The organism is Achromobacter sp. EB05 (assembly GCF_044232075.1).
GTDB classification, from domain to species: Bacteria; Pseudomonadota; Gammaproteobacteria; order Burkholderiales; family Burkholderiaceae_B; genus Achromobacter; species Achromobacter dolens.
Window position 1 is genome coordinate 165176 of the sequence record NZ_CP155917.1, and the last position, 18555, is coordinate 183730.

At 67.1% G+C, this 18555-nt stretch carries 16 protein-coding genes; 6 read left to right on the forward strand and 10 right to left on the reverse strand.

Annotation, left to right across the window (positions count from 1 at the left end; all coding sequences use genetic code 11):
* Positions 1–106: 106 nt before the first annotated feature.
* A complete protein-coding gene (locus tag AAID08_RS00740) occupies positions 107–754 on the reverse strand; it encodes a hypothetical protein (protein WP_054504383.1) in 648 nt (215 codons plus the stop codon).
* Between AAID08_RS00740 and rpoN the strand changes: the two genes are divergently transcribed.
* Together rpoN and AAID08_RS00750 are read left to right on the forward strand one after the other, a co-directional pair.
* The gene (gene rpoN / locus AAID08_RS00745; protein WP_054504384.1) at positions 753–2198 is read left to right on the forward strand and encodes an RNA polymerase factor sigma-54; all 1446 of its coding nucleotides are present in this window, start codon (positions 753–755) and stop codon (positions 2196–2198) included. The genes AAID08_RS00740 and rpoN overlap by 2 nt on opposite strands.
* A gap of 119 nt (positions 2199–2317) precedes the next feature.
* The gene (locus AAID08_RS00750; RefSeq protein ID WP_049070497.1) at positions 2318–2599 is read left to right on the forward strand and encodes a bacterioferritin-associated ferredoxin; all 282 of its coding nucleotides are present in this window, start codon (positions 2318–2320) and stop codon (positions 2597–2599) included.
* Here AAID08_RS00750 and AAID08_RS00755 read toward each other — a convergent pair.
* On the reverse strand, positions 2569–3489 hold the full coding sequence (locus AAID08_RS00755) for a LysR substrate-binding domain-containing protein (RefSeq protein WP_064522601.1): 921 nt from the start codon (positions 3487–3489) through the stop codon (positions 2569–2571). The two genes, AAID08_RS00750 and AAID08_RS00755, sit on opposite strands and share 31 nt — an antisense overlap.
* Before the next feature lie 113 nt (positions 3490–3602).
* Between AAID08_RS00755 and AAID08_RS00760 the strand changes: the two genes are divergently transcribed.
* A complete protein-coding gene (locus AAID08_RS00760; protein ID WP_054504386.1) occupies positions 3603–4517 on the forward strand; it encodes a DMT family transporter in 915 nt (304 codons plus the stop codon).
* A 424-nt stretch (positions 4518–4941) separates the two neighbouring features.
* Positions 4942–5418: a bacterioferritin gene (bfr, locus tag AAID08_RS00765; RefSeq protein WP_006386993.1), complete on the forward strand. Its 477-nt coding sequence runs from the start codon at positions 4942–4944 to the stop codon at positions 5416–5418.
* Between the two features lie 84 nt (positions 5419–5502).
* On the opposite strand, the gene AAID08_RS00770 is transcribed toward bfr, so the two are convergent.
* The 4 genes from AAID08_RS00770 to AAID08_RS00785 form a co-directional block, all read right to left on the reverse strand.
* Positions 5503–6189, reverse strand: coding sequence for a hypothetical protein (locus AAID08_RS00770; RefSeq protein WP_006386994.1), 687 nt, complete (start codon positions 6187–6189; stop codon positions 5503–5505).
* Positions 6190–6226: 37 nt separating this feature from the next.
* Positions 6227–7834, reverse strand: coding sequence for a peptide chain release factor 3 (locus tag AAID08_RS00775; protein ID WP_049070505.1), 1608 nt, complete (start codon positions 7832–7834; stop codon positions 6227–6229).
* Positions 7835–7945: 111 nt separating this feature from the next.
* Entirely contained in the window at positions 7946–8575 is a 630-nt protein-coding gene (locus tag AAID08_RS00780; RefSeq protein ID WP_049070507.1) for a LysE family translocator, read from the reverse strand.
* Between the two features lie 45 nt (positions 8576–8620).
* Complete coding sequence (locus AAID08_RS00785) at positions 8621–10135, reverse strand: DEAD/DEAH box helicase (RefSeq protein ID WP_395757261.1); 1515 nt, start codon at positions 10133–10135, stop codon at positions 8621–8623.
* 304 nt (positions 10136–10439) lie between these two features.
* On the opposite strand from AAID08_RS00785, the gene AAID08_RS00790 reads away from it, so the two are divergent.
* Positions 10440–11912 carry a YdgA family protein gene (locus tag AAID08_RS00790; protein ID WP_054503762.1) on the forward strand — a complete coding sequence of 491 codons (1473 nt, stop codon included), beginning with the start codon at positions 10440–10442 and terminating at the stop codon, positions 11910–11912.
* A gap of 151 nt (positions 11913–12063) precedes the next feature.
* Positions 12064–13503 carry a YdgA family protein gene (locus tag AAID08_RS00795; RefSeq protein WP_395757262.1) on the forward strand — a complete coding sequence of 480 codons (1440 nt, stop codon included), beginning with the start codon at positions 12064–12066 and terminating at the stop codon, positions 13501–13503.
* 30 nt (positions 13504–13533) lie between these two features.
* Here AAID08_RS00795 and AAID08_RS00800 read toward each other — a convergent pair whose 3' ends face one another.
* Genes AAID08_RS00800 through AAID08_RS00815 form a run of 4 tightly spaced genes read right to left on the reverse strand, consistent with a single transcriptional unit; the run spans position 13534 to position 18416 of the window.
* Positions 13534–14742, reverse strand: a complete 1209-nt coding sequence (locus AAID08_RS00800) for an amidohydrolase family protein (RefSeq protein WP_054503761.1) — start codon at positions 14740–14742, stop codon at positions 13534–13536.
* A gap of 28 nt (positions 14743–14770) precedes the next feature.
* Complete coding sequence (locus tag AAID08_RS00805) at positions 14771–16498, reverse strand: dipeptide ABC transporter ATP-binding protein (protein WP_395757263.1); 1728 nt, start codon at positions 16496–16498, stop codon at positions 14771–14773.
* 7 nt (positions 16499–16505) lie between these two features.
* Complete coding sequence (locus tag AAID08_RS00810; RefSeq protein ID WP_054503759.1) at positions 16506–17432, reverse strand: ABC transporter permease; 927 nt, start codon at positions 17430–17432, stop codon at positions 16506–16508.
* A 12-nt stretch (positions 17433–17444) separates the two neighbouring features.
* On the reverse strand, positions 17445–18416 hold the full coding sequence (locus AAID08_RS00815; RefSeq protein WP_024067408.1) for an ABC transporter permease: 972 nt from the start codon (positions 18414–18416) through the stop codon (positions 17445–17447).
* Between the last annotated feature and the right edge of the window lie 139 nt (positions 18417–18555).

The window sequence follows — 18555 nt, forward strand, 5'->3', positions numbered from 1 at the left end:
CGAGCCTGGAGGGCCAGTATAGGGGAGCCCGGCTGGCAGGGGACTGAAACAACCAGGCCGCCTCGCGGCGGCCTGGATCATCGGTCGGATGGCGGTGCGCGCCGGTTCAGCGGGCCGGGCCGCCGATGCGCGGCTCGATGTAGCGGGGTTCGCGGCTGTCGCGGGCATCGCGGCGGTCGTCGTTACGGCGGCCGTCATCGCGATCGTCGCGCGACGGCTTGGCGGCCGCGCCGTCGAGAATGTCGGTCTGTTCGGCCACCATGGCGATCTTGCCGATGCGGTTGTGGCGGATTTCCGACAGCGAGCGGTGCAGGTCGCCGACGGTGAAGGGTTCCTCGCGGGTGCCCCACGTCCAGCGTAGTACGCCCAGCGACTCCTGCGAGAGCTGTGGCGCCAGGTCGGCCAGCACGCCCGTGCTCACGGGGGTGGCGCGGCCGGAAGCCAGGCTGGCCGACAGCCAGGCGCGCAGGATGAAGAAGACGATCAGGGTCCAGATGCCGGCGACGACCCACCAGATGTACGGATTGACCTTCTGCACCATGTCCATGGTGGGTTGGCCCAGTGAATGCAGGAATTCGTAGTTGATGCGCTTGCCGAAATCCAGGATCCAGGAGGCGGCGAGATACCAGACGATCACGGCAACGGCGATCACGATCGCGCGCACGAGAAGTCGGGGAAGCGCCAGTTTGAGCAGGGTCTGGCCGATAAGTCGGCAATCCTGGCGAACGCGTGCGGGCGAAGTCTGATTCATCATGCAAAATATTGTACCTATGACCCGTCCTATTTTAGAACTGCGGCCCGGCCAGCATCTGACGCTGACCCCTCAACTGCAGCAATCCATCCGGTTGCTGCAGCTGTCCACGCTCGACCTCGAGGCGGAAATCTCGCAGGTGCTCGCCGATAATCCGTTGCTGGAACGCGACGATGAACCCTCATCGGCCGAAACGCAGGCCGAATCCGAGCGTGAATCGTCGGTGCAGGACGACGAGCCCGCGCCCGAACGCGACACGCCGGTGGAGGAAATGCCGGGTTCGGGCGGGGTCTACCCCGATGACGATTCCAGCCTCCCCGAGGCCGCCCGGCCCGATACCCTGCGCGAACACCTGCTGGGCCAACTGGTGCTGACGCGCGCGGCGCCGCGCGATGCCGCGCTGGCCGCGTTGCTGATCGACGAATTGGACGAGAACGGCTATCTGGGCTCGCCGCTGGAGGAAATCCTGGGCTGGCTGCCCGCCGAGATGGAGCCGGACCTGGATGAACTGCGCGCCGCGCTGTCGCTGCTGCAGTCGTTCGATCCGCCCGGCATCGGCGCCCGCGACATGTCCGACTGCCTCTTGTTGCAACTGCGCAACCCGGACCTGACGCGGCTGCCGGAGGCCGCCGACCCGAAGGCGCTGGCTTGCGCCCGTCTCATTTGCGCCCAGCATCTGGCGTTGCTGGCCACCGGCAACAATGCCCGCCTGTGCGCGGCGGTCGGTTGCGACGAGGCGACCCTGCGCGTCGCCCACGCCCTGATCCTGCGGCTTGAGCCGCGGCCCGGCCGCGCCTGGACGGTGCCGGCGGCCGATTACGCCGTGCCCGACGTGATCGTGCGCAAGACCCGTCGCGGCTGGCAGGTGACGCTGAACAGCGCCGCCGTGCCGCGCCTGCAGATCAACGGTTTGTACGCGCAGATGTTGGGCAACCAGAAGGAATCGGCCCACGCCGGCCTGCAGGCGCAACTGCAGCAGGCCAAGTGGATGATCCGCAACGTCGAACAGCGCTTCGACACGATCCTGCGGGTGGCCCAGGCCATCGTGGACCGTCAGACCGCCTTCTTCAGCCAGGGGCCGGCGGCCATGCGGCCGCTCATCCTGAAGGACATCGCGGGCGAACTGGGCCTGCACGAATCCACGATTTCGCGCGCCACGACGCAGAAGTACATGCTCACTCCGTTTGGCACGCTGGAGCTCAAGCGCTTCTTCGGGGCGGGGGTGTCGACCGACGGCGGCGACGCCACTTCGGCCACGGCGGTGCAGACCTTCATCCGCCAGATGGTGGCCGAGGAGAACCGCGCCAAGCCGTTGTCGGACAGCCAGATCATGGAAAAGCTGGCCGACCAGGGCATCGTCATCGCCCGTCGTACGGTCGCGAAATACCGCGAAGCGCTGCGGATCGCGCCGGCCGCGCTGCGCAAAGCGCAGGCCGCGGCGCGATGAAATAAGGGACGTTTCAGCGGAAAACGTCCCTTATTTCAATGGGTTAGGCGGCCGCATGGTTGCAAATTATTTACGCTGAGTACTTGCCATTGCAGGAATAAATCTCGATAATTATTCTCATGTACATTTGCGTATGTAATGCCATCACCGAACGCCAAGTCCGCGCCAGCGTGGACGCGGGCGCGACGTCGCTTTCCGACCTGCAGTTCGAGCTGGGCGTGGCCACGTGCTGCGGCTGCTGCGCGGCCACCGCCGCCGAATACCTGCCGGGCGGCCGCTGCTCCAGCGTGTGCGATGTGCGCTCGATCGCCGTTCCGGTCAACCCGCCGGCCACCATGGCCGAGCCGGGCGCGTCCGCGGCGAACAGCAGCTATCCGGTCATCCAGGTCGCCGTCGCCTGAGCGGCGTCGCCACCTGCCACGGCTTGCAGGCCCAGCCCTGCAAGCCGTTGTGTTTCCGTTTCACAAAAATCCCTGATCATCCCCGCCAACTGGCGCACCGGCTCGCGCGCCGGCTCCGACAGGCATAGCGCCAGTTCGGACGGCGGCACCGGCGGCAGCATGTCGTCGACCAGCCGATGGCCGGCGGCGATGCAGCGGCGTTCCAGCAAGGCCACCCCCAATCCTCCCGCCAGCGCGGCCTGGATTCCCATCAGGTTGGGACTTTCGTAAGCGATGCGCCAGCGCCGTCCGGCGCGTTCCAGTGCGTGGATGGCGCGGTTGCGGTAGATGCAGCCCTGCGGGAAAGCCACCAGCGGCACCGGTTCGGTGCTGGCGGGCAGCGCGTGCGAGCCGGCGATCCAGTGCAGGTGTTCCGGCCAGGTCGTCAGCGCCGGACCGGCGCCGGGTTCGCGCTTGAGCAACGCCAGATCGAGGTCGCCGCGTTCCAGGCCGCGCGTCAGGGCCACGGTCAGGTCGCAGCGCACCGACAGCCTGACCGCCGGCCGGGCGCGGGCGAACTGCGCCACGATGGCCGTCAGTGTGTCCGCCGCGAAATCGTCGGGGATGCCCAGCCGGATCACCTCCACCCGCTTGCGGCCGCTGACCGCTTCGCGCACCTCGGTGGACAGCGCCAGCATGCGGCGCGCGTAGCCCAGCAGGCGTTCGCCGTCCTCGGTCAGGTGGACCTGACGGCCTTCGCGCACGAACAGCGTGCATTCGAGCGTCTCCTCGAGTTTGCGGATCTGCTGGCTCACGGTGGACTGGCTGCGGTGCACCCGTTCGCCGGCGCGGGTGAAGCCGCCCGCGTCGACGACGGAGACAAAGCTGTGCAATAGATCGAGATCGAGCATGGGAGGCGCCTTTGCATCGGTTTTTCAAATACTTTTGATCCAAATAAAGCGTTTGTCAATGGATAGGGCCGCGCCCAGAATGGGCTCATCTTCCTTTGCCCGGACCTGCTGCCATGAAGGCGTCATCGACTTTGCCCGCCACCGCCCTGCCCGCCGACGCGCCGATGGGGGTGGCCTGGGCGCCCATCGCGGCATTCTGTTTCCTGTGGAGCTCGGCGTTCGCGGCGGCCAAGATCGCGGTGCGCGACTGTCCGCCGCTGACCCTGCTGACCCTCCGCTTCCTGATCGCCGGGGCCCTGATGCTGGGCGTGGCGGCGGCCAGCGGCCGGTGGTCGCGGCCCGGCGCCCGCGACCTGGCGGCGCTGGTGCTGCTGGGGGTCTTGAACAACGCGGCCTACCTGGGCCTGAGCTGGAGCGGCATGACGACCGTGTCGTCCGCGTTCACGGCGGTGCTGATCAGCACCAATCCGCTGCTGATCGGGGTGCTGGCCGGGCCCGTGCTGGGCGAGCGGCTGGGCTGGCGCAAGATGCTCGGGCTGTGCCTGGGCCTGGCGGGCGTGGCGCTGGTGCTGCGCTCGCGGCTGTCGGGCATGCAGGAGGATCTGCATGGCACCCTGCTGGTGACGGGCGGCCTGGTGGCGCTGGTGGCGGGCACGCTGCTCTACAAGCGCCTCAAGCCGTCGACGGGACTGTGGATGGCGACCGGCATCCAGTCGCTGGCCGGTGCGGTGGCGCTGATGCCGGTGGCGCTGCTGCACGAGAGCCTCGGCGACGCGCGCATGACGGCCAGCCTGTTCTGGAGCATGGCCTACATGATCGTGGCGGTGTCCATCGGCGGTTATTACCTGTGGTTCATGATCCTCGGACGCGCCAGCGCCACCGCGGCCAGCGCGCTGCATTTCCTGATGCCGCCGCTGGGCTTGTTGTTCGGCTGGGTGGTATTGCGCGAGTCAGTGTCGTGGCTCGACCTGCTGGGCATCGTGCCGATCGCATTCGGCATCTGGCTGGCGACGCGGCGCGCCGCCTAGGCGCGGGCAGCGCGCGCGTCAAGCTGGCCGAGGCTGGGGTGTGCGCGTGGCGCGGGACCCCGCGCAGCGCACCAGGGTTGGGTTTGCACAACGTGGCGTGCGTTCGGAACGGTCTGATAGATTCATGGCGTCATCGCGCCATTCACGCTGTGCGGCGCGCTTGAAATGCCGCGGCAAATGGGACGCCCGTGTCCGCCCAACCCGCGAAACCGCAATGCATTGCCCGCAGGACATCGCGCATGCATACTCATTCTCATTCGTCTGTCGCTTTCTTGTAGCGCTCGTAAAGCGGTTTACCAAATGCGCGCCAAGGCTAGTCGCGGCCCCGCGGCCGATGTTAGTCTGCCGGGGTTGCGTACTCGCGGCATCGTGCGCTTCTTGTCGCGATGCAGTGCGCGTCGCGTCTGACTGCAAGGAGTCCATCATGAAAGGCGACAAAACCGTCATCCAGTTCCTGAACAAGCAACTGACCAACGAGCTGACGGCGATCAACCAATACTTCCTGCATGCGCGCATGTTGAACCACTGGGGTTTCGACAAGCTGGGCAAGCACGAGTACGAAGAATCCATCGGCGAAATGAAGCATGCGGATCGCCTGATCGCGCGCATCTTCATGCTCGACGGCCTGCCCAACCTGCAGGACCTGCACAAGCTGCTGATCGGCGAGGACGTGCCGGAATTGCTGGCCTGTGACCTGAAGCTGGAGCAAGGCGCCCAGGCCACCGTGAAGGAAGCCATCGCCTATTGCGAATCGGTGCGCGACTATGTTTCGCGCGACCTGTTCCAGGACATCCTGGACGATACCGAAGAGCACATCGACTATCTGGAAACCCAGATCGACCTGATCGACAAGGTCGGCCTGCAGAACTACCTGCAAAGCCAGATGTCCGTGCCCGATTGATCGATCGGCCCGGCATGAAAATGGCGTCCCTCGGGGCGCCATTTTTTTGGGTGATCGCGGGTGGCGCGATCCGGACGATGCGGCTTATTGCGGCCGCGCCGGGCATTCGGCCATCGTGCCCCAGGCCCGGTTCGGACCGCAGTATTTGTTGCGGGCCGCCCACGAGCACGAGGGGCGCTCGAAGAAGCCCTGCGTGGCACAGTGGGCCAGTTCGCGCTTGAGCGCGTCCTGCCAGCCGGGCGCGCCGGGGGCGGGCGACGAATTGGGCGGGGGCGGCGCCTGCACCATTTGCGTATTGCCGTAGCCAGCCGCCTGCTGCCCCGGGGCCTGGCCCTGCCCGCCATTGACGGCGGTGCCGGTGCCCGGCGCCTGCAGGTCGAGCGTGCTGACGTCTGACGTGCCTTGCGGCAGCGGCACTTGCGAGGCGGCGGCGATTTCGCGGGCCTGGTCCTGGCTGATGCGCTCGCGCGAGATCTTCACGGCGGGATCGCTGACGGTGTCGAACAGCGAGACGGTATTGATGGCCCACTCGCGGTCGGCCGGCTTGTCTGGCACGCCGAGCGTGCCATCGATGCGCGGCTGCGGCGGCTGCGCCACGTAGGGGCGCCCGTTGGCATCGAGCACGGGCTGCTGCGACGCGGCCGCATCCTGGCCGGGCGCGGGCGCGGCCTGCGGCGCATGCGCCACCAGCCAGTCACCCAATTGAATACCGCCCCACGCCGACGCGCCAAGCGCCAGCAGGAGCGTTGCGAATAATAAACGCCAAGACATTGCTACCCTCAATCTGCCGTGCGGTACCCGAACGGGTCTACGCCTTGTCTCCGAAAACCTTGCCGCCGTGCTCGCGCATGGCGTGGAATTTCACATCCGGATACAGTTCCTCGGCCACGCGCAACTGCGCGGGGGAACTGATCAAAAACGCCGCCGCATCGACCACATCATAGGCGATATGGGCGGCATTGGCATCCATGAACTTGCGCAGCGCCTTGGGGTTATCAGAGGTAATCCAACGTGCCATTGTGTAGCGCGAAGGCATCATCCGGGCGTCCACGCCGTACTCGGTCTTGAGGCGGTGGGCCACCACTTCGAACTGAAGCTGTCCGACCGCGCCCAGCAGCAGCGAGCCGCCGGCGGCCTCGGGCCGGAACACCTGGATGGCGCCCTCTTCGCCCAACTGCGTCAGGCCGGTGCGCAACTGCTTGGTGCGCAGCGGGTCCTTCACTTCGACGGCCTGGAACAGTTCCGGCGCGAAGAACGGCAGGCCGGTGAATTGCAGCGTTTCGCCTTCGGTCAGCACGTCGCCCAGTTGCAGCACGCCGTGGTTGGGAATACCGATCACGTCGCCGGCATAGGCCTCGTCCAGCAGTTCGCGGCGTTGCGACAGGAACGACACCACGTTGTTGGGGCGCATTTCCTTGTTGGTGCGCGCGACCTTCAGGCGCATGCCGCGCTCGAAGCGGCCGGAGCTCACGCGCACGAAGGCGACGCGGTCGCGGTGAGCCGGATCCATGTTGGCCTGCACCTTGAACACGACGCCGGTGAACTTGGGTTCCTCGGGCTGCACTTCGCGTTGCAGCGCGACGCGCGGGCCGGGAGGCGGGGCCTGCTCGACCAGCGCGTCCAGCACTTCCTGCACGCCGAAGTTGTTGATGGCCGAGCCGAAGAACACAGGGGTCTGCTTGCCCGCCAGGAACTGGTCGCGGTCGAACGCGGGCGCGGCTTCATTGATCAGCTCGATCTCGCCGCTGGCCTGGTCGAAGGCCGAACCGAAGCGGCGCGCGATCTCGGGGTTGGTCAGGCCTTCGATGAAGTCGTCGTTGTCCGAACGGCGCTCCTGGCCGGGGCGGAACACGCGCATGCGGTCGCGGCGGATATCGAACACGCCGCCGAAGGCCTTGCCCATGCCCACCGGCCACGAGAACGGCACGGCGTCCATGCCCAGGTGGCCTTCGATTTCCGACAGCAGCTCGAGCGGTTCGCGCACTTCACGGTCCATCTTGTTGATGAACGTGATGATGGGCGTGTTGCGCGCGCGGCAGACCTGCAGCAGGCGGATGGTCTGCGGTTCGACGCCGTTGGCCGCGTCGATCACCATCAGCGCGGCGTCGACCGCCGTCAGCACGCGGTAGGTGTCTTCCGAGAAGTCCTGGTGGCCCGGGGTGTCGAGCAGGTTGATGACGCAGTCGCGGTATTCCATCTGCATCACCGACGAGGCCACCGAAATGCCGCGCTGCTTTTCGATTTCCATCCAGTCGGAGGACGCGTGGCGCGAGGCCTTGCGCGCCTTGACGCTGCCGGCGATCTGGATCGCGCCTGCGAACAGCAGCAGCTTTTCGGTCAGCGTGGTCTTGCCCGCGTCAGGGTGGGAAATGATGGCGAAGGTACGGCGCCGCGCTACTTCTTGTGGGATGTTCATGATCGGAGGATTCAACCTGACGCCGCGGCTTCAGCCCGGCGCGGTCCGGTATCGTGCATCGAAACAAGCGGGGCACGCGCCGTTGCCGGCGCATGCCCCGCGCGTGGAAATTCAGGAATGGCGGCGGAACGACGCCAGGAACACGCCGGCCAGGATGAACAGCGAACCGAAGGTGCGGTTCATCCAGCGGATGTGCTTGGCATCGCGCAGCAGGCGCAGCACGCGCGCCGCCAGCAGCGTGTACACGCCCATCGCCACCAGGTCGGTGAAGGCCAGCGTGCCCGCCAGCGCCGCGTACTGCGGCGTCAGCGGCAAGGCGGTGTCGACGAACTGCGGCACCACGGCCAGCAGGAACACCGTGCCCTTGGGGTTCATGGTGTTGATCAGGAAGCCGCGCATCACCAGCTCGCGGATCGAGGCCTGCTTGGGATCGCCGGCATCGACCGCGACCGGCGCGGCGTCCGTGCGGATCTGGCGCACGCCCAGGTAGATCAGGTAGGCGACGCCGAGGTACTTGACCACGTTGAAGGCCATCTCGGAGGTGGCCAGCACCGCGCCCAGGCCGACCGCGACCACCACGAACTGGAACAGGATGCCCAGGATCAGGCCGGCTGTGTTCCAGTAGCCGCGGGCAAAGCCGTACTTCAGTCCGGAGGACATCGCGGAGATGGCCCCCGCGCCGGGCGAGAACGAAATGGCCCAGGAGGCCAGGAAGAACGTCAACCAGGTGGAAAGGGGCATGATGGCGCGGGTCCGTGGGTCGCAGTAACAGGTATGCCGCTGATATTACTTGGAGAGCAGCGCGGCGCGCGGGGCGCCGGCCGGGCGGCCGCCGTTGCCGTTGCCGGCGGGACGGGCGCTGCCTTCGGGGCGGCGGTGGTTCTGCTGCGGGCGGGCGTCGCCGCGGCCGGCGTGGGCCGGACGGTCGGACGGCTTGCCATCGCGCTGGCCCTGGCCGCCGCGGTTGTCGCCGCCGGCACGGGCCGGCGCCGGGGCGCGGCCGCCGTTGGCGCCGCGCGGCGCGGCGTTGGCCGGGCGCGAACGGGGCGCGCCGGCGTTGCCGCCGCGGCCGCCGTTACGGCCGCCGCCGCCACGCGGCTGGCGCGAGTCTTCGTCGCGTTCCTGGCGTTCGAAGGCGGCGGCGCTGGTGGCGGGCGGGGTCCAGTCGGCCACCGGCTTGCGCTCGATGGTCTTCTTGATCAGGCGCTCGATGTCCTTGAGCAGCTTGATCTCGCTGTTGTCCACCAGCGAGACCGCGGCGCCGGTGGCGCCCGCGCGGCCGGTGCGGCCGATGCGGTGCACGTAGTCTTCCGGCACGTTGGGCAGTTCGAAGTTCACCACCTGGGGCAGTTGGTCGATGTCCAGGCCGCGGGCGGCGATGTCGGTGGCCACCAGCACCGTCACGGTGCCGTCCTTGAAGCCGGCCAGCGCGCGGGTGCGGGCCGACTGGCTCTTATTGCCGTGGATCGCGGCGGCGGTCAGGCCGTCCTTGACCAGCTTTTCGGCCAGGCGGTTGGCGCCGTGCTTGGTGCGCGTGAACACCAGCACCTGGTGCCAGCCGCTTTCGCGGATGATGTGGCTGATGAGGTCGCGCTTGTGGTGCTGTTCGACCAGGTGCACCGTCTGGGTGACCAGTTCGGTGGCGGTGTTGCGCGGGGTGACCGAGACTTCGCCCGGGTTGTTCAGCACGCCGCGCGCCAGCGCGCGGATCTCATCCGAGAAGGTGGCCGAGAACAGCAGGTTCTGGCGCTGCTTGGGCAGCAGGGCCAGGATCTTGCGGATGTCGCGGATGAAGCCCATGTCGAGCATGCGGTCGGCTTCGTCCAGCACCAGGATCTCGACGCCGGACAGGTCGACCGTCTTCTGGCCGCAGTGGTCCAGCAGGCGGCCGGGGGTGGCCACCAGGATGTCCAGCGGCTTGCGCAGGGCGGAGATCTGGGGGTTGATGTTGACGCCGCCGAACATCACCATGGACGTCAGCGAGGTGTGCTTGCCGTAGGTCTGCACCGATTCGGCCACCTGCGCGGTCAGTTCGCGCGTCGGCGTCAGGATCAGGCAGCGCGGGCGGCCGGCCTTGCGGGCTTCCGGCTTGCGCTGCATCAGCAGATGCAGGATGGGCAGCGTGAAGCCGGCGGTCTTGCCGGTGCCGGTCTGGGCGGCGGCCAGCAGGTCGCCGCCCTTGAGGACCTGCGGAATCGCCTGGGCCTGGATGGGGGTGGGCGCGGTGTAGCCGGTATCGGCAATGGCGCGCAACAGGGAATCGGCCAGCCCGAGGTCGGCGAAAGAGGAAGAGGTAGTCAAAACAACTCCAGCGGCAGCCCGTCGCTCAAGTTGAGAGACTCCAATCCAGGCGGACGAATAAGGAGAAAAGGGAAGCGCCCCTGAGGGCGAAGCTTGGCGGCGAAGTGCCTAGCGGACGCGTGCAGATTGGCAAAGCACGCAAAGCCATTGTAGCCGATGCGGCGCCGCGGCATGTGGCGCACACGGTCTGCGGTATAGCTGCGTAACATTTTGCACTAATCGTGTACGAAATTAGTGTAATCCCTAAGCCGGCCTCCCTATAATCCGATCGCTTACCTCCATCACACAAGAATTAAGGGTTGCTATGAAAAAGGCGGCAATAGCGGGTCTGGTCGTTGCACTGGGTGCGATTTGGACCGGCACGGCCTGGTACACCGGCCAGAAGGCCGAAGCGTTCGTGAAGCAGTCGATCGAAGACGGCAACGTCGAACTGCGCAAGTTCGGTGAAAAGTGGGGCGTGACGCCGGTGATCGAACTGATGTCGTTCGAGCGCGGCGTGTTCTCGTCCACCGAGCGCTACCGCGTCAAGTTCACGCTGCCCGCCAAGGATGGCAAGCCGGCCGAGGAGCGTGAACTCCAGTTCGTCGAACACCTGTCGCACGGCCCGTTCCCGTTCTCGAACCTGGCCTCGGGCAAGCTGGCCCCAGCCATGGTCGCGAGCCGCTTCCAGATCGAGGAGACCCCGGCCGTCAAGGGCTGGTTCGCCGCCACCAAGGGCGCCACGCCGCTGACGGGCGCCTATAGCGTCAGCTACGGCAAGCAGGTCACCGGCACGTTCAACCTGGCCCCGGCCGAAGCCTCGACCGACAAGACCAAGCTGACCTTCGCCGGCATGGCGGCCGATGTCGACTTCGACACCAACACCAAGCACGGCGTGCTGGCGCTCAAGAGCGATGGCGTGACGCTGGCCGGACCCGCCGGCGATAGCGATATCGTGGGCATGGCGGTCAAGGGCATCACGCTCAACAGCGACCTGACCCCGGGCAAGAACGACATGGCCATGGGCAGCCAGAAGCTGGTCCTCAAGGAATGGACCATCACGTCCCAGACCAAGCCGCCGGTGCTGCTCAAGGACACCAGCGTTGCCGTTGACCTGTCCGAGGCCGATACCGGCGTGAATGCCAAGATGGTGCTGGACTTTGGCATGATCAACGTCCAGGCAAAGGACATGGCGGGCCTGCAGTTGGCCATCGGCATGAAGAACATGGACCCCAAGGCGCTCAAGGCCCTGAACGACGTGTACGAGTCTTCGTCGCGCCGCATGATGCAAAGCGGCGGCCAGGAGGGTTCTTCCGAGTTCACGCCCGAAGAACAGCAGATCCTGAAGACCAACGTCGAACTGCTGCTGGCCGGCAATCCCAGCCTGTCGGTGTCGCCGCTGCAGGTGCGCACCGCCAACGGCACCTCGACCTTCAACCTGGACGTGGACCTGGCCAAGCCGGCCTCGACCGACAAGCCGGCAAGCGACCTGGCCATGGAAGCCATTCGCAAGCTCAACGCCAAACTGATCCTGTCCAAGGCCAATCTGGCCGACCTGATGGCGATCGAGCCGCAGACGCGCGGCGTGCCGGCCGACCGCGCCGTCCAGACCGCCAAGGGCCAGGCCGAAATGGTCGGCACCATGGCGGTGGCGATGGGCGTGGCCAAGGCGGAAAACGACAACATCGTTTCCTACCTCAACTACGCCGACGGCCAAGTGGACTTCAACGGCAAGAAGATGCCGCTGCAGCAGTTCATGATGATGGTCATGAGCGGCGCGATGGGCGGCATGCGCTAAGGCGCGGGCAAGACCCCGGCGCCGGCATGATGCCGGCGCCCCACGCGGGCTGCGGCGCCTTAGGGCGCGGCAGCCCGTTTTTCATGCGCGGCGTATGCTGGCGGCTTCGGTTCATGCGGGACCGGCGCAATTGGGAAGCGGGAAGGACATCATGCGGAAATGGGTGGCGGTGGGTTGCACCGTGCTGGCATTGGGCGCGATCTGGACAGGCACGGCCTGGTACACCGGCAAGCAGCTCGAGAGCGGCATGGCGCAGTTGGCCGAAAGCGCCGACGCGCAGGCGCGGCTGATCGGCGCGAAGCTGGGCGAGACGCTGTCGTTCGAACAACGGTCGTACGAACGCGGCGTGTTCACGTCGCAAGCGCGCTATCGGCTGAAGGCGCAGCCCTTGGCCAAGGATGGCCCCGGCGCGACGGGACGCGACTACGAGATAGTGGTGTGCCTGGATCACGGGCCGTTCCCGCGGTACCGCCTGTTGCAGGGCCATCTGTTTCCGGCCATGGCCGCAGCCCGCGCCGAGTTGGCGCCCACGCCGTCGCTGGAAACCTGGTTCGCCGCCGCGCAGGGCGGCGTGCCGATGACGGCCGAGGCCGTGGCGGGGTATGGCCGCGACATCGCGGCTTCCCTGGCGTTGGCGCCTGTCGAGCGCGCGCGCGACGAGTCCCGCTTCAGTTTCTCGGGCCTGACGCTGCAGACCGACGTTGCCGCCGGCGGCAAACACACCGTCGTGACGATCCGCTCGGACCGGGCCGACCTGTTCGAGCCGTTCATCAAAGACGGCGCGAACCACACGCGCCGGTTGGCCATGCGTGACCTGGCGATAAGGTACGACGCGACCCGCGCCAGCGACGAGACGGGCGTGGCCACGACCCGTGCGACCCTCAAGCAATGGACCGCCGAGATCGACGGCGAGCCGGTCACCCTGCGTGACGTCGCGGTGAACCTTGACGCCAGCGGCGCCGACAGCGCCATGCAAGGCAAGCTGGCCGTGCAGGTGGCGGGCATCGACACCCGCGCCGGACAGGTGGCCAACCTGCGCCTGGCGGCTGAGGCGCACAACCTGGACCTGGTGTCGTTTCGCGGGTTCCGCGACACCATGGAGGCCACGAAAGATGGCGGCGGCAGTATGAGCGACAAGATGGTGGGGGCAGGTCATGTGATGAAGTTTCTGTTGGCCGAACCTGGCTTCTCGCTGGCGCCGTTGCAGATCGATACCGCCAACGGCAGCGCCACGCTGCAACTGGCGGTGGGCCTGGCCGCGCCGACGCTGTGGAATCACTCGCCGGCCGCGGTGGTCAAGGAGACCGTGCGCAAGTTCGACGCGCGGCTGTCGGTGCCGGTTGCCAGCGTGGCCGACCTCATCGCCGTGCGCCTGCAGGCCGACGGCATGGCCGAGGCCGCCGCCCGCGACGCCGCGCGCCGGCAGGCCGATGGCGTGCGCGACCGCATCGTGGGCAGTCAATGGGGGCGCCTGGAAGACGGCAAGCTGCTGGCGAGCCTGAGCTACGCGGGCGGCCAGGTCGATTTCAATGGAGAGCGCATGTCGCTCGAGACCTTCCTGGCCTGGCTGATGTCGCGGGGCGTGAAGTAAAGCCTGCGCCCGACTCGCGGGCGCAGCGCGTCAGGCCGGCAAGGCGCCCGCCACCACGTCGCCGTTGCGCAGCACCGCCACATGGAAGCGCTTGTCGGCGGCCCGCATGATGTCCTCGGTCGGGTCGCCGCGCACCAGCAGCAGGTCCGCCACGGCGCCCTGCTGCACCACGCCATGGCCGTCCATGCCCATCAGGTCATGGCCGCGCGAGGTGGCGGCAATCAGGGCGTCGACCGGTGTCATGCCGAATTCCACCATGTAGGCCAGCTCCATCGCGTTCTCGCCATGCAGGTTGAACGGCGTGCCGGCATCCGTGCCCAGCGCGATGCGTCCGCCGGCCTTGTAGTACATCTGGATCGATTCGCGATGGCGCTGCTCCACCGCGCGCGCCTTTTCCACGGCATAGGCGGGAATGCCGTTGTCGGCGTTGGCGACGATGTTGCGCACGGCCGCGATGGTCGGCACCAGGTAGGTTTCGGCCGCGAGCATTTCCTCCAGGCACTGCGCGTCCATGAAGATGCCGTGCTCGATCGAGTCGATGCCGGCGCGCACCGCGTTCAGGATGCCCTGCGTGCCTTGCGCATGGCTGGCGGTGCTCTTGCGAAAGCGCTTGGCTTCGTGCACGCCCGCCTTCATTTCGTCGAAGCTGTAGTGCGCATCCATCGGGCTCACGCCCGGCGTCATGACGCCGCCGGTGGCCATGATCTTGACCAGGTCGCAGCCGGCGTGGACCTGCTCGCGCACCGCCTTCACCACTTCTTCGCAGCCGTCGGCGACGCGGCCGATGCGGTTGCCGTGGCCGCCCGTCATGCAGATGATGCGCCCCGAGGCCTTGATGGTCGGGCCCGGGAACACGCCGCGCGCAATGGCGTCGCGCACGCCGAATTCCAGGTAGTCCTTGCCGCCGCAATCGCGCAGCGCCGTGAAGCCGCCGCGCAGCGCGGCTTGCGCGTTCTCCAGCGCGGTCAGCGTAATCTGGGCCGGGCCTTGTTTCGACATCTGCGTCTGCGGGTCGGCGCCGCCGGTGTAGACCAGGTGCACGTGGCAGTCGGCCATGCCGGGCATCAGCGTCATGCCCGTGGTGTCGATGCGCCGCCCGGCGAAGCCGTTGAATTCGGCGGCCGGCGCCACCCGCGTGACCTGCCTGCCCTCGACCAGCACGCCATGGCCCGGCAGCATTGCGCCATGTCCGTCGAACACCTTGCCGCCGATGAAGAGGGTCTGTGGCAACGCACTCATGTCTCGCTCCTTGTCGTGTGGGTGAGGCTCAGCCTTCCACCTCCAGTCCCTCGCGGGACATGGATTGCAAGCGGGGCATCAGCCCCAGCAGGTGCTGGCTGTAGGGATGCTGCGGATGCTCGAACAGCGCCTCGGTGTCCGCCACCTCCAGCAGTTCGCCGTAGCGCATCACGCCAACGCGGTCGCACATCTGGCGGATCACGGGCAGGTCGTGGCTGATGAACAGCATGGTCAGGCCGAGTTGTTCCTGCAGGTCCTTGAGCAGGTTCAGGATCTGGGCCTGGATCGACACGTCCAGCGCCGACGTGGGTTCGTCGCAGATCAGGAAGCGCGGCCGCGTGGCCAGCGCCCGCGCGATGCAGATGCGCTGGCGCTGGCCGCCGGAAAACTCGTGCGGGAAGCGCTCGGCGGCGCGCTCGCCCAGCCCGACCACGTCGAGCAGGTCCGCCACCACGCGGCGCGTTTCGGCCTCGCTGGCCGCCAGCTTGTGAAAGCGGATCGGCTCGGCCACGATGTCCAGCACCCGCATCCGCGGGTTGAGCGACGAGAACGGATCCTGGAAGATCATCTGGATCTGGCGCCGGAACGGGTTGAGCTGCTTTTCGCCCTTGAGCGCGGTCAGGTCGGTGCCGCCGAACGTGACCGAACCGCCGCTGGGCGTGTACAGGCCCGAGATCAGCCGCGCCACGGTCGACTTGCCCGAACCGGATTCGCCCACCAGGCCGAATACCTCGCCTTCGCCGATCGAGAAGTTGACGCGCTTGACGGCATCCAGCGTGCGCTGGTTGCGCTTGAACAAGGCGCTCTTGAGCACGAAGCGCATGCTCAGGTCCCGGACCTGCACCAGCAGGCCTTCGCCGCGTGCGCCGAAGTCGCGCCGCTGGCCGAGCCAGTGGGTGGCCAGGTCGAGCGGCTTGGCCGGTGTCTTGACGTCCTCGATGTAGGTGACCAGCGGAAAGCGCTTGAGCTTGATGTCCGGGCGCGGCACGGCCGAGATCAGGCTGCGGGTATAGGGATGATCGGGATCGCCCAGGATCTTGGCGGTGGGCCCCTGCTCGACCAGCTTGCCGTGGTACAGCACCGCCACCCGGTCGGTGACGTCGGCGATCACGCCCATGTCGTGGGTGATGATGATCATGCCGACCTGCTCCTGGCGGCAGAGCTTTTTCAGCAGCTCCAGGATCTGCGCCTGGATCGACACGTCGAGCGCGGTGGTAGGTTCGTCGGCAATGATGACCTCGGGTTCGCAGCACAGCGCCAGCGCGATCACCACGCGCTGCCGCATGCCGCCCGAGAACTGGTGCGGATACTGTTGAACGCGCAGCTCGGGCTGGTCGATGCCGACCTGCGCCAGCAATTGCACCGCGCGCTGCCTGGCCTGGTCGTGCGTCAGGTCCAGGTGCACCAGCATGGTTTCGACCAGTTGGCTTTCCACGGTCTGCAGCGGGTCGAGCGAGGTCAGCGGATCCTGGAAGATCATGCCGATGCGGCGTCCGCGCACCTTGCGCTTCTGCGCCGGGGTAAGGGTGTCGATGCGTTCGCCGTCGAGCAGCACCGCGCCGCCGGCCAGACGGCCGGGCGCTTCGAGCAGGCCGATCACGGCGTTGCCGATGGTCGACTTGCCGGCGCCGGACTCGCCGACCACGCCCAGGATCTCGCCTTTCTCCAGCGACAGCGACACGCCGTCCACCGCCACCAGCGTGCCGCGGCGGCTGGGGAATTCGATGCGGATGTCATCGATGTTCAACAGGGCCATGGCATCCTCAGCGCAGCTTGGGGTTGAGCGCGTCGCGCAGCCAGTCGCCCAGCAGGTTGACCGACAGCACCAGCGCGACCAGCGCGATGCCGGGGAAGATCGAGATCCACCACATGCCCGAGAACAGATAGCTGTTGCCGATGCGGATCAGCGTGCCCAGCGACGGCGCGGTCGGCGGCACGCCCACGCCCAGGAACGACAGCGTGGCTTCGGTGATGATGGCGATCGCCAGGTGGATGGTGGCGATCACCAGCACCGGCCCCATGACGTTGGGCAGGATGTGGCGGCGCAGGATGGTGACCGGGCCGATGCCGATCAGCCTTGCCGCTTGCACGTATTCCTTGTTGCGTTCCACCAGCGTCGAGCCGCGCACGGTGCGCGCGTACTGCACCCAGCCCGAGATGCCGATGGCGAAGATCAGCACGTACAGGGCCAGTTCGTCGTGCATGTCGCGCGGCAACAGTCCGCGCGCCACGCCGTCGATCAGCAGCGCCACCAGGATGGCGGGGAACGATAGCTGCACGTCGGCGATGCGCATGATGAAGCTGTCGACGCGGCCACCGGCGTAGCCGCTGATCAGGCCCAGCGTGACGCCCAGCACCATCGAGAACAGCACCGAGGCGAAGCCCACCAGCAGCGACACGCGCGAGCCATACAGCACGGCCGAGAGGATGTCGCGGCCCTGGTCATCGGTGCCGAGCAGGAAGTCGGGGCTGCCGCCCTCCTGCCATGCTGGCGGGGTGTTGGCGTCCATGATGTTCAGGGAAGCCAGGTCGAACGGATTGTGCGGCGCCACCACCGGCGCGAACAGCGCGCCCAGCAGGATGGCCAGCGTGACGGCGGCGGCGACGATGGCGCCGGGCGAGCGCTTGAAGCTGTGCCAGAGGTCGCTGTCGGCGGCGCGCGCGAAGAAGGGAGCGATGCGGGCGTTCATGAGGCGGTTCCCTTATTTGCTCTGCACGCGCAGGCGCGGGTCGACGGCGAAATACAGCAGATCGACCACCAGGTTGATGACGACGAACATGAAGGCGATCAGCACCAGGTAGGCGGCCATCACCGGGATGTCCACCATGCTGATGGCCTGGATGAACAGCAGGCCCATGCCGGGCCACTGGAACACCGTTTCGGTGATGATGGCGAAGGCGATGATGGAGCCCAGTTGCAGGCCGGTGATGGTAATGACCGGCACCATAGTGTTCTTGAGCGCATGGCGGAAATTGATCAGCCGCTCCGGCAGGCCGCGGGCGCGCGCGAACTTGATGAAGTCGGCGCGCAGCACCTCCAGCATCTCGGCGCGCACCAGCCGCATGATCAGGGTCATCTGGAACAGCGCCAGCGTGATGGCCGGCATGATCAGCGCCAGCAGGCCGGATTTGGTCAGGAAGCCCGTGGTCCACCAGCCCAGCCCGACCACGTCGCCGCGCCCGAAGCTGGGCAGCCATCGCAACTGCACGCCGAAGAACAGGATCAGCAGGATGCCGATGAGGAAGGTGGGCAGCGAGATCCCGGCCAGCGAGATCGCCATGAAGGTCTTGGACAGCACGCCGTGGCGCTTGAGCGCGGTGTAGATGCCCATGGGGATGCCAAGCGCCAGCGCCATCACGGCGGAGACGAACGACAGCTCCAGCGTGGCCGGCAGGCGTTCTTCGAGCAGTTCGCTGACCGGCCGGCGATGGCGATAGGAAATGCCGAAGTCGCCGCGCACCGCGTTGGCGACGAAATGCGCGTACTGCACCACGAAGGGATCGTTCAGGCCCAACTGTTCACGCAACTGTTCGCGCTGCTCGGGCGTGGTGTCCTGCCCCACCATGCTGGCGATCGGATCGCCGACATAGCGGAACATGGAGAACGCGATCAGCGCCACCGTCAACATCACCAGCACCGACTGGATCAGCCGCTGCGCAATAAAGGAAAGCATGGTTGGATGCCCTCTTGGTCGGATAACGCCGGGCCGCGCGTTGCCGGTCGCGGCAAGCGGGGCTGGGCCGGGCGCGCCCGGACGGCTGGCGCCGTCGCGGGGGTCGCATCAACACGGCGCCGCGCACGCCCTGCGGCGT

What these genes read in the sequence shown, in the direction of transcription:
- AAID08_RS00760 (WP_054504386.1), top strand. Translation starts at nt 3,603, where the DNA reads ATGAAGGCGTCATCGACTTTGCCCGCCACCGCCCTGCCCGCCGACGCG.
- AAID08_RS00780 (WP_049070507.1), bottom strand. Translation starts at nt 8,575, where the DNA reads ATGCCCCTTTCCACCTGGTTGACGTTCTTCCTGGCCTCCTGGGCCATT.
- AAID08_RS00755 (WP_064522601.1), bottom strand. Translation starts at nt 3,489, where the DNA reads ATGCTCGATCTCGATCTATTGCACAGCTTTGTCTCCGTCGTCGACGCG.
- AAID08_RS00815 (WP_024067408.1), bottom strand. Translation starts at nt 18,416, where the DNA reads ATGCTTTCCTTTATTGCGCAGCGGCTGATCCAGTCGGTGCTGGTGATG.
- AAID08_RS00805 (WP_395757263.1), bottom strand. Translation starts at nt 16,498, where the DNA reads ATGGCCCTGTTGAACATCGATGACATCCGCATCGAATTCCCCAGCCGC.
- AAID08_RS00750 (WP_049070497.1), top strand. Translation starts at nt 2,318, where the DNA reads ATGTACATTTGCGTATGTAATGCCATCACCGAACGCCAAGTCCGCGCC.
- rpoN (WP_054504384.1), top strand. Translation starts at nt 753, where the DNA reads ATGCAAAATATTGTACCTATGACCCGTCCTATTTTAGAACTGCGGCCC.
- AAID08_RS00770 (WP_006386994.1), bottom strand. Translation starts at nt 6,189, where the DNA reads ATGTCTTGGCGTTTATTATTCGCAACGCTCCTGCTGGCGCTTGGCGCG.
- AAID08_RS00775 (WP_049070505.1), bottom strand. Translation starts at nt 7,834, where the DNA reads ATGAACATCCCACAAGAAGTAGCGCGGCGCCGTACCTTCGCCATCATT.
- AAID08_RS00810 (WP_054503759.1), bottom strand. Translation starts at nt 17,432, where the DNA reads ATGAACGCCCGCATCGCTCCCTTCTTCGCGCGCGCCGCCGACAGCGAC.
- AAID08_RS00790 (WP_054503762.1), top strand. Translation starts at nt 10,440, where the DNA reads ATGAAAAAGGCGGCAATAGCGGGTCTGGTCGTTGCACTGGGTGCGATT.
- AAID08_RS00795 (WP_395757262.1), top strand. Translation starts at nt 12,064, where the DNA reads ATGCGGAAATGGGTGGCGGTGGGTTGCACCGTGCTGGCATTGGGCGCG.
- AAID08_RS00740 (WP_054504383.1), bottom strand. Translation starts at nt 754, where the DNA reads ATGATGAATCAGACTTCGCCCGCACGCGTTCGCCAGGATTGCCGACTT.
- AAID08_RS00800 (WP_054503761.1), bottom strand. Translation starts at nt 14,742, where the DNA reads ATGAGTGCGTTGCCACAGACCCTCTTCATCGGCGGCAAGGTGTTCGAC.
- bfr (WP_006386993.1), top strand. Translation starts at nt 4,942, where the DNA reads ATGAAAGGCGACAAAACCGTCATCCAGTTCCTGAACAAGCAACTGACC.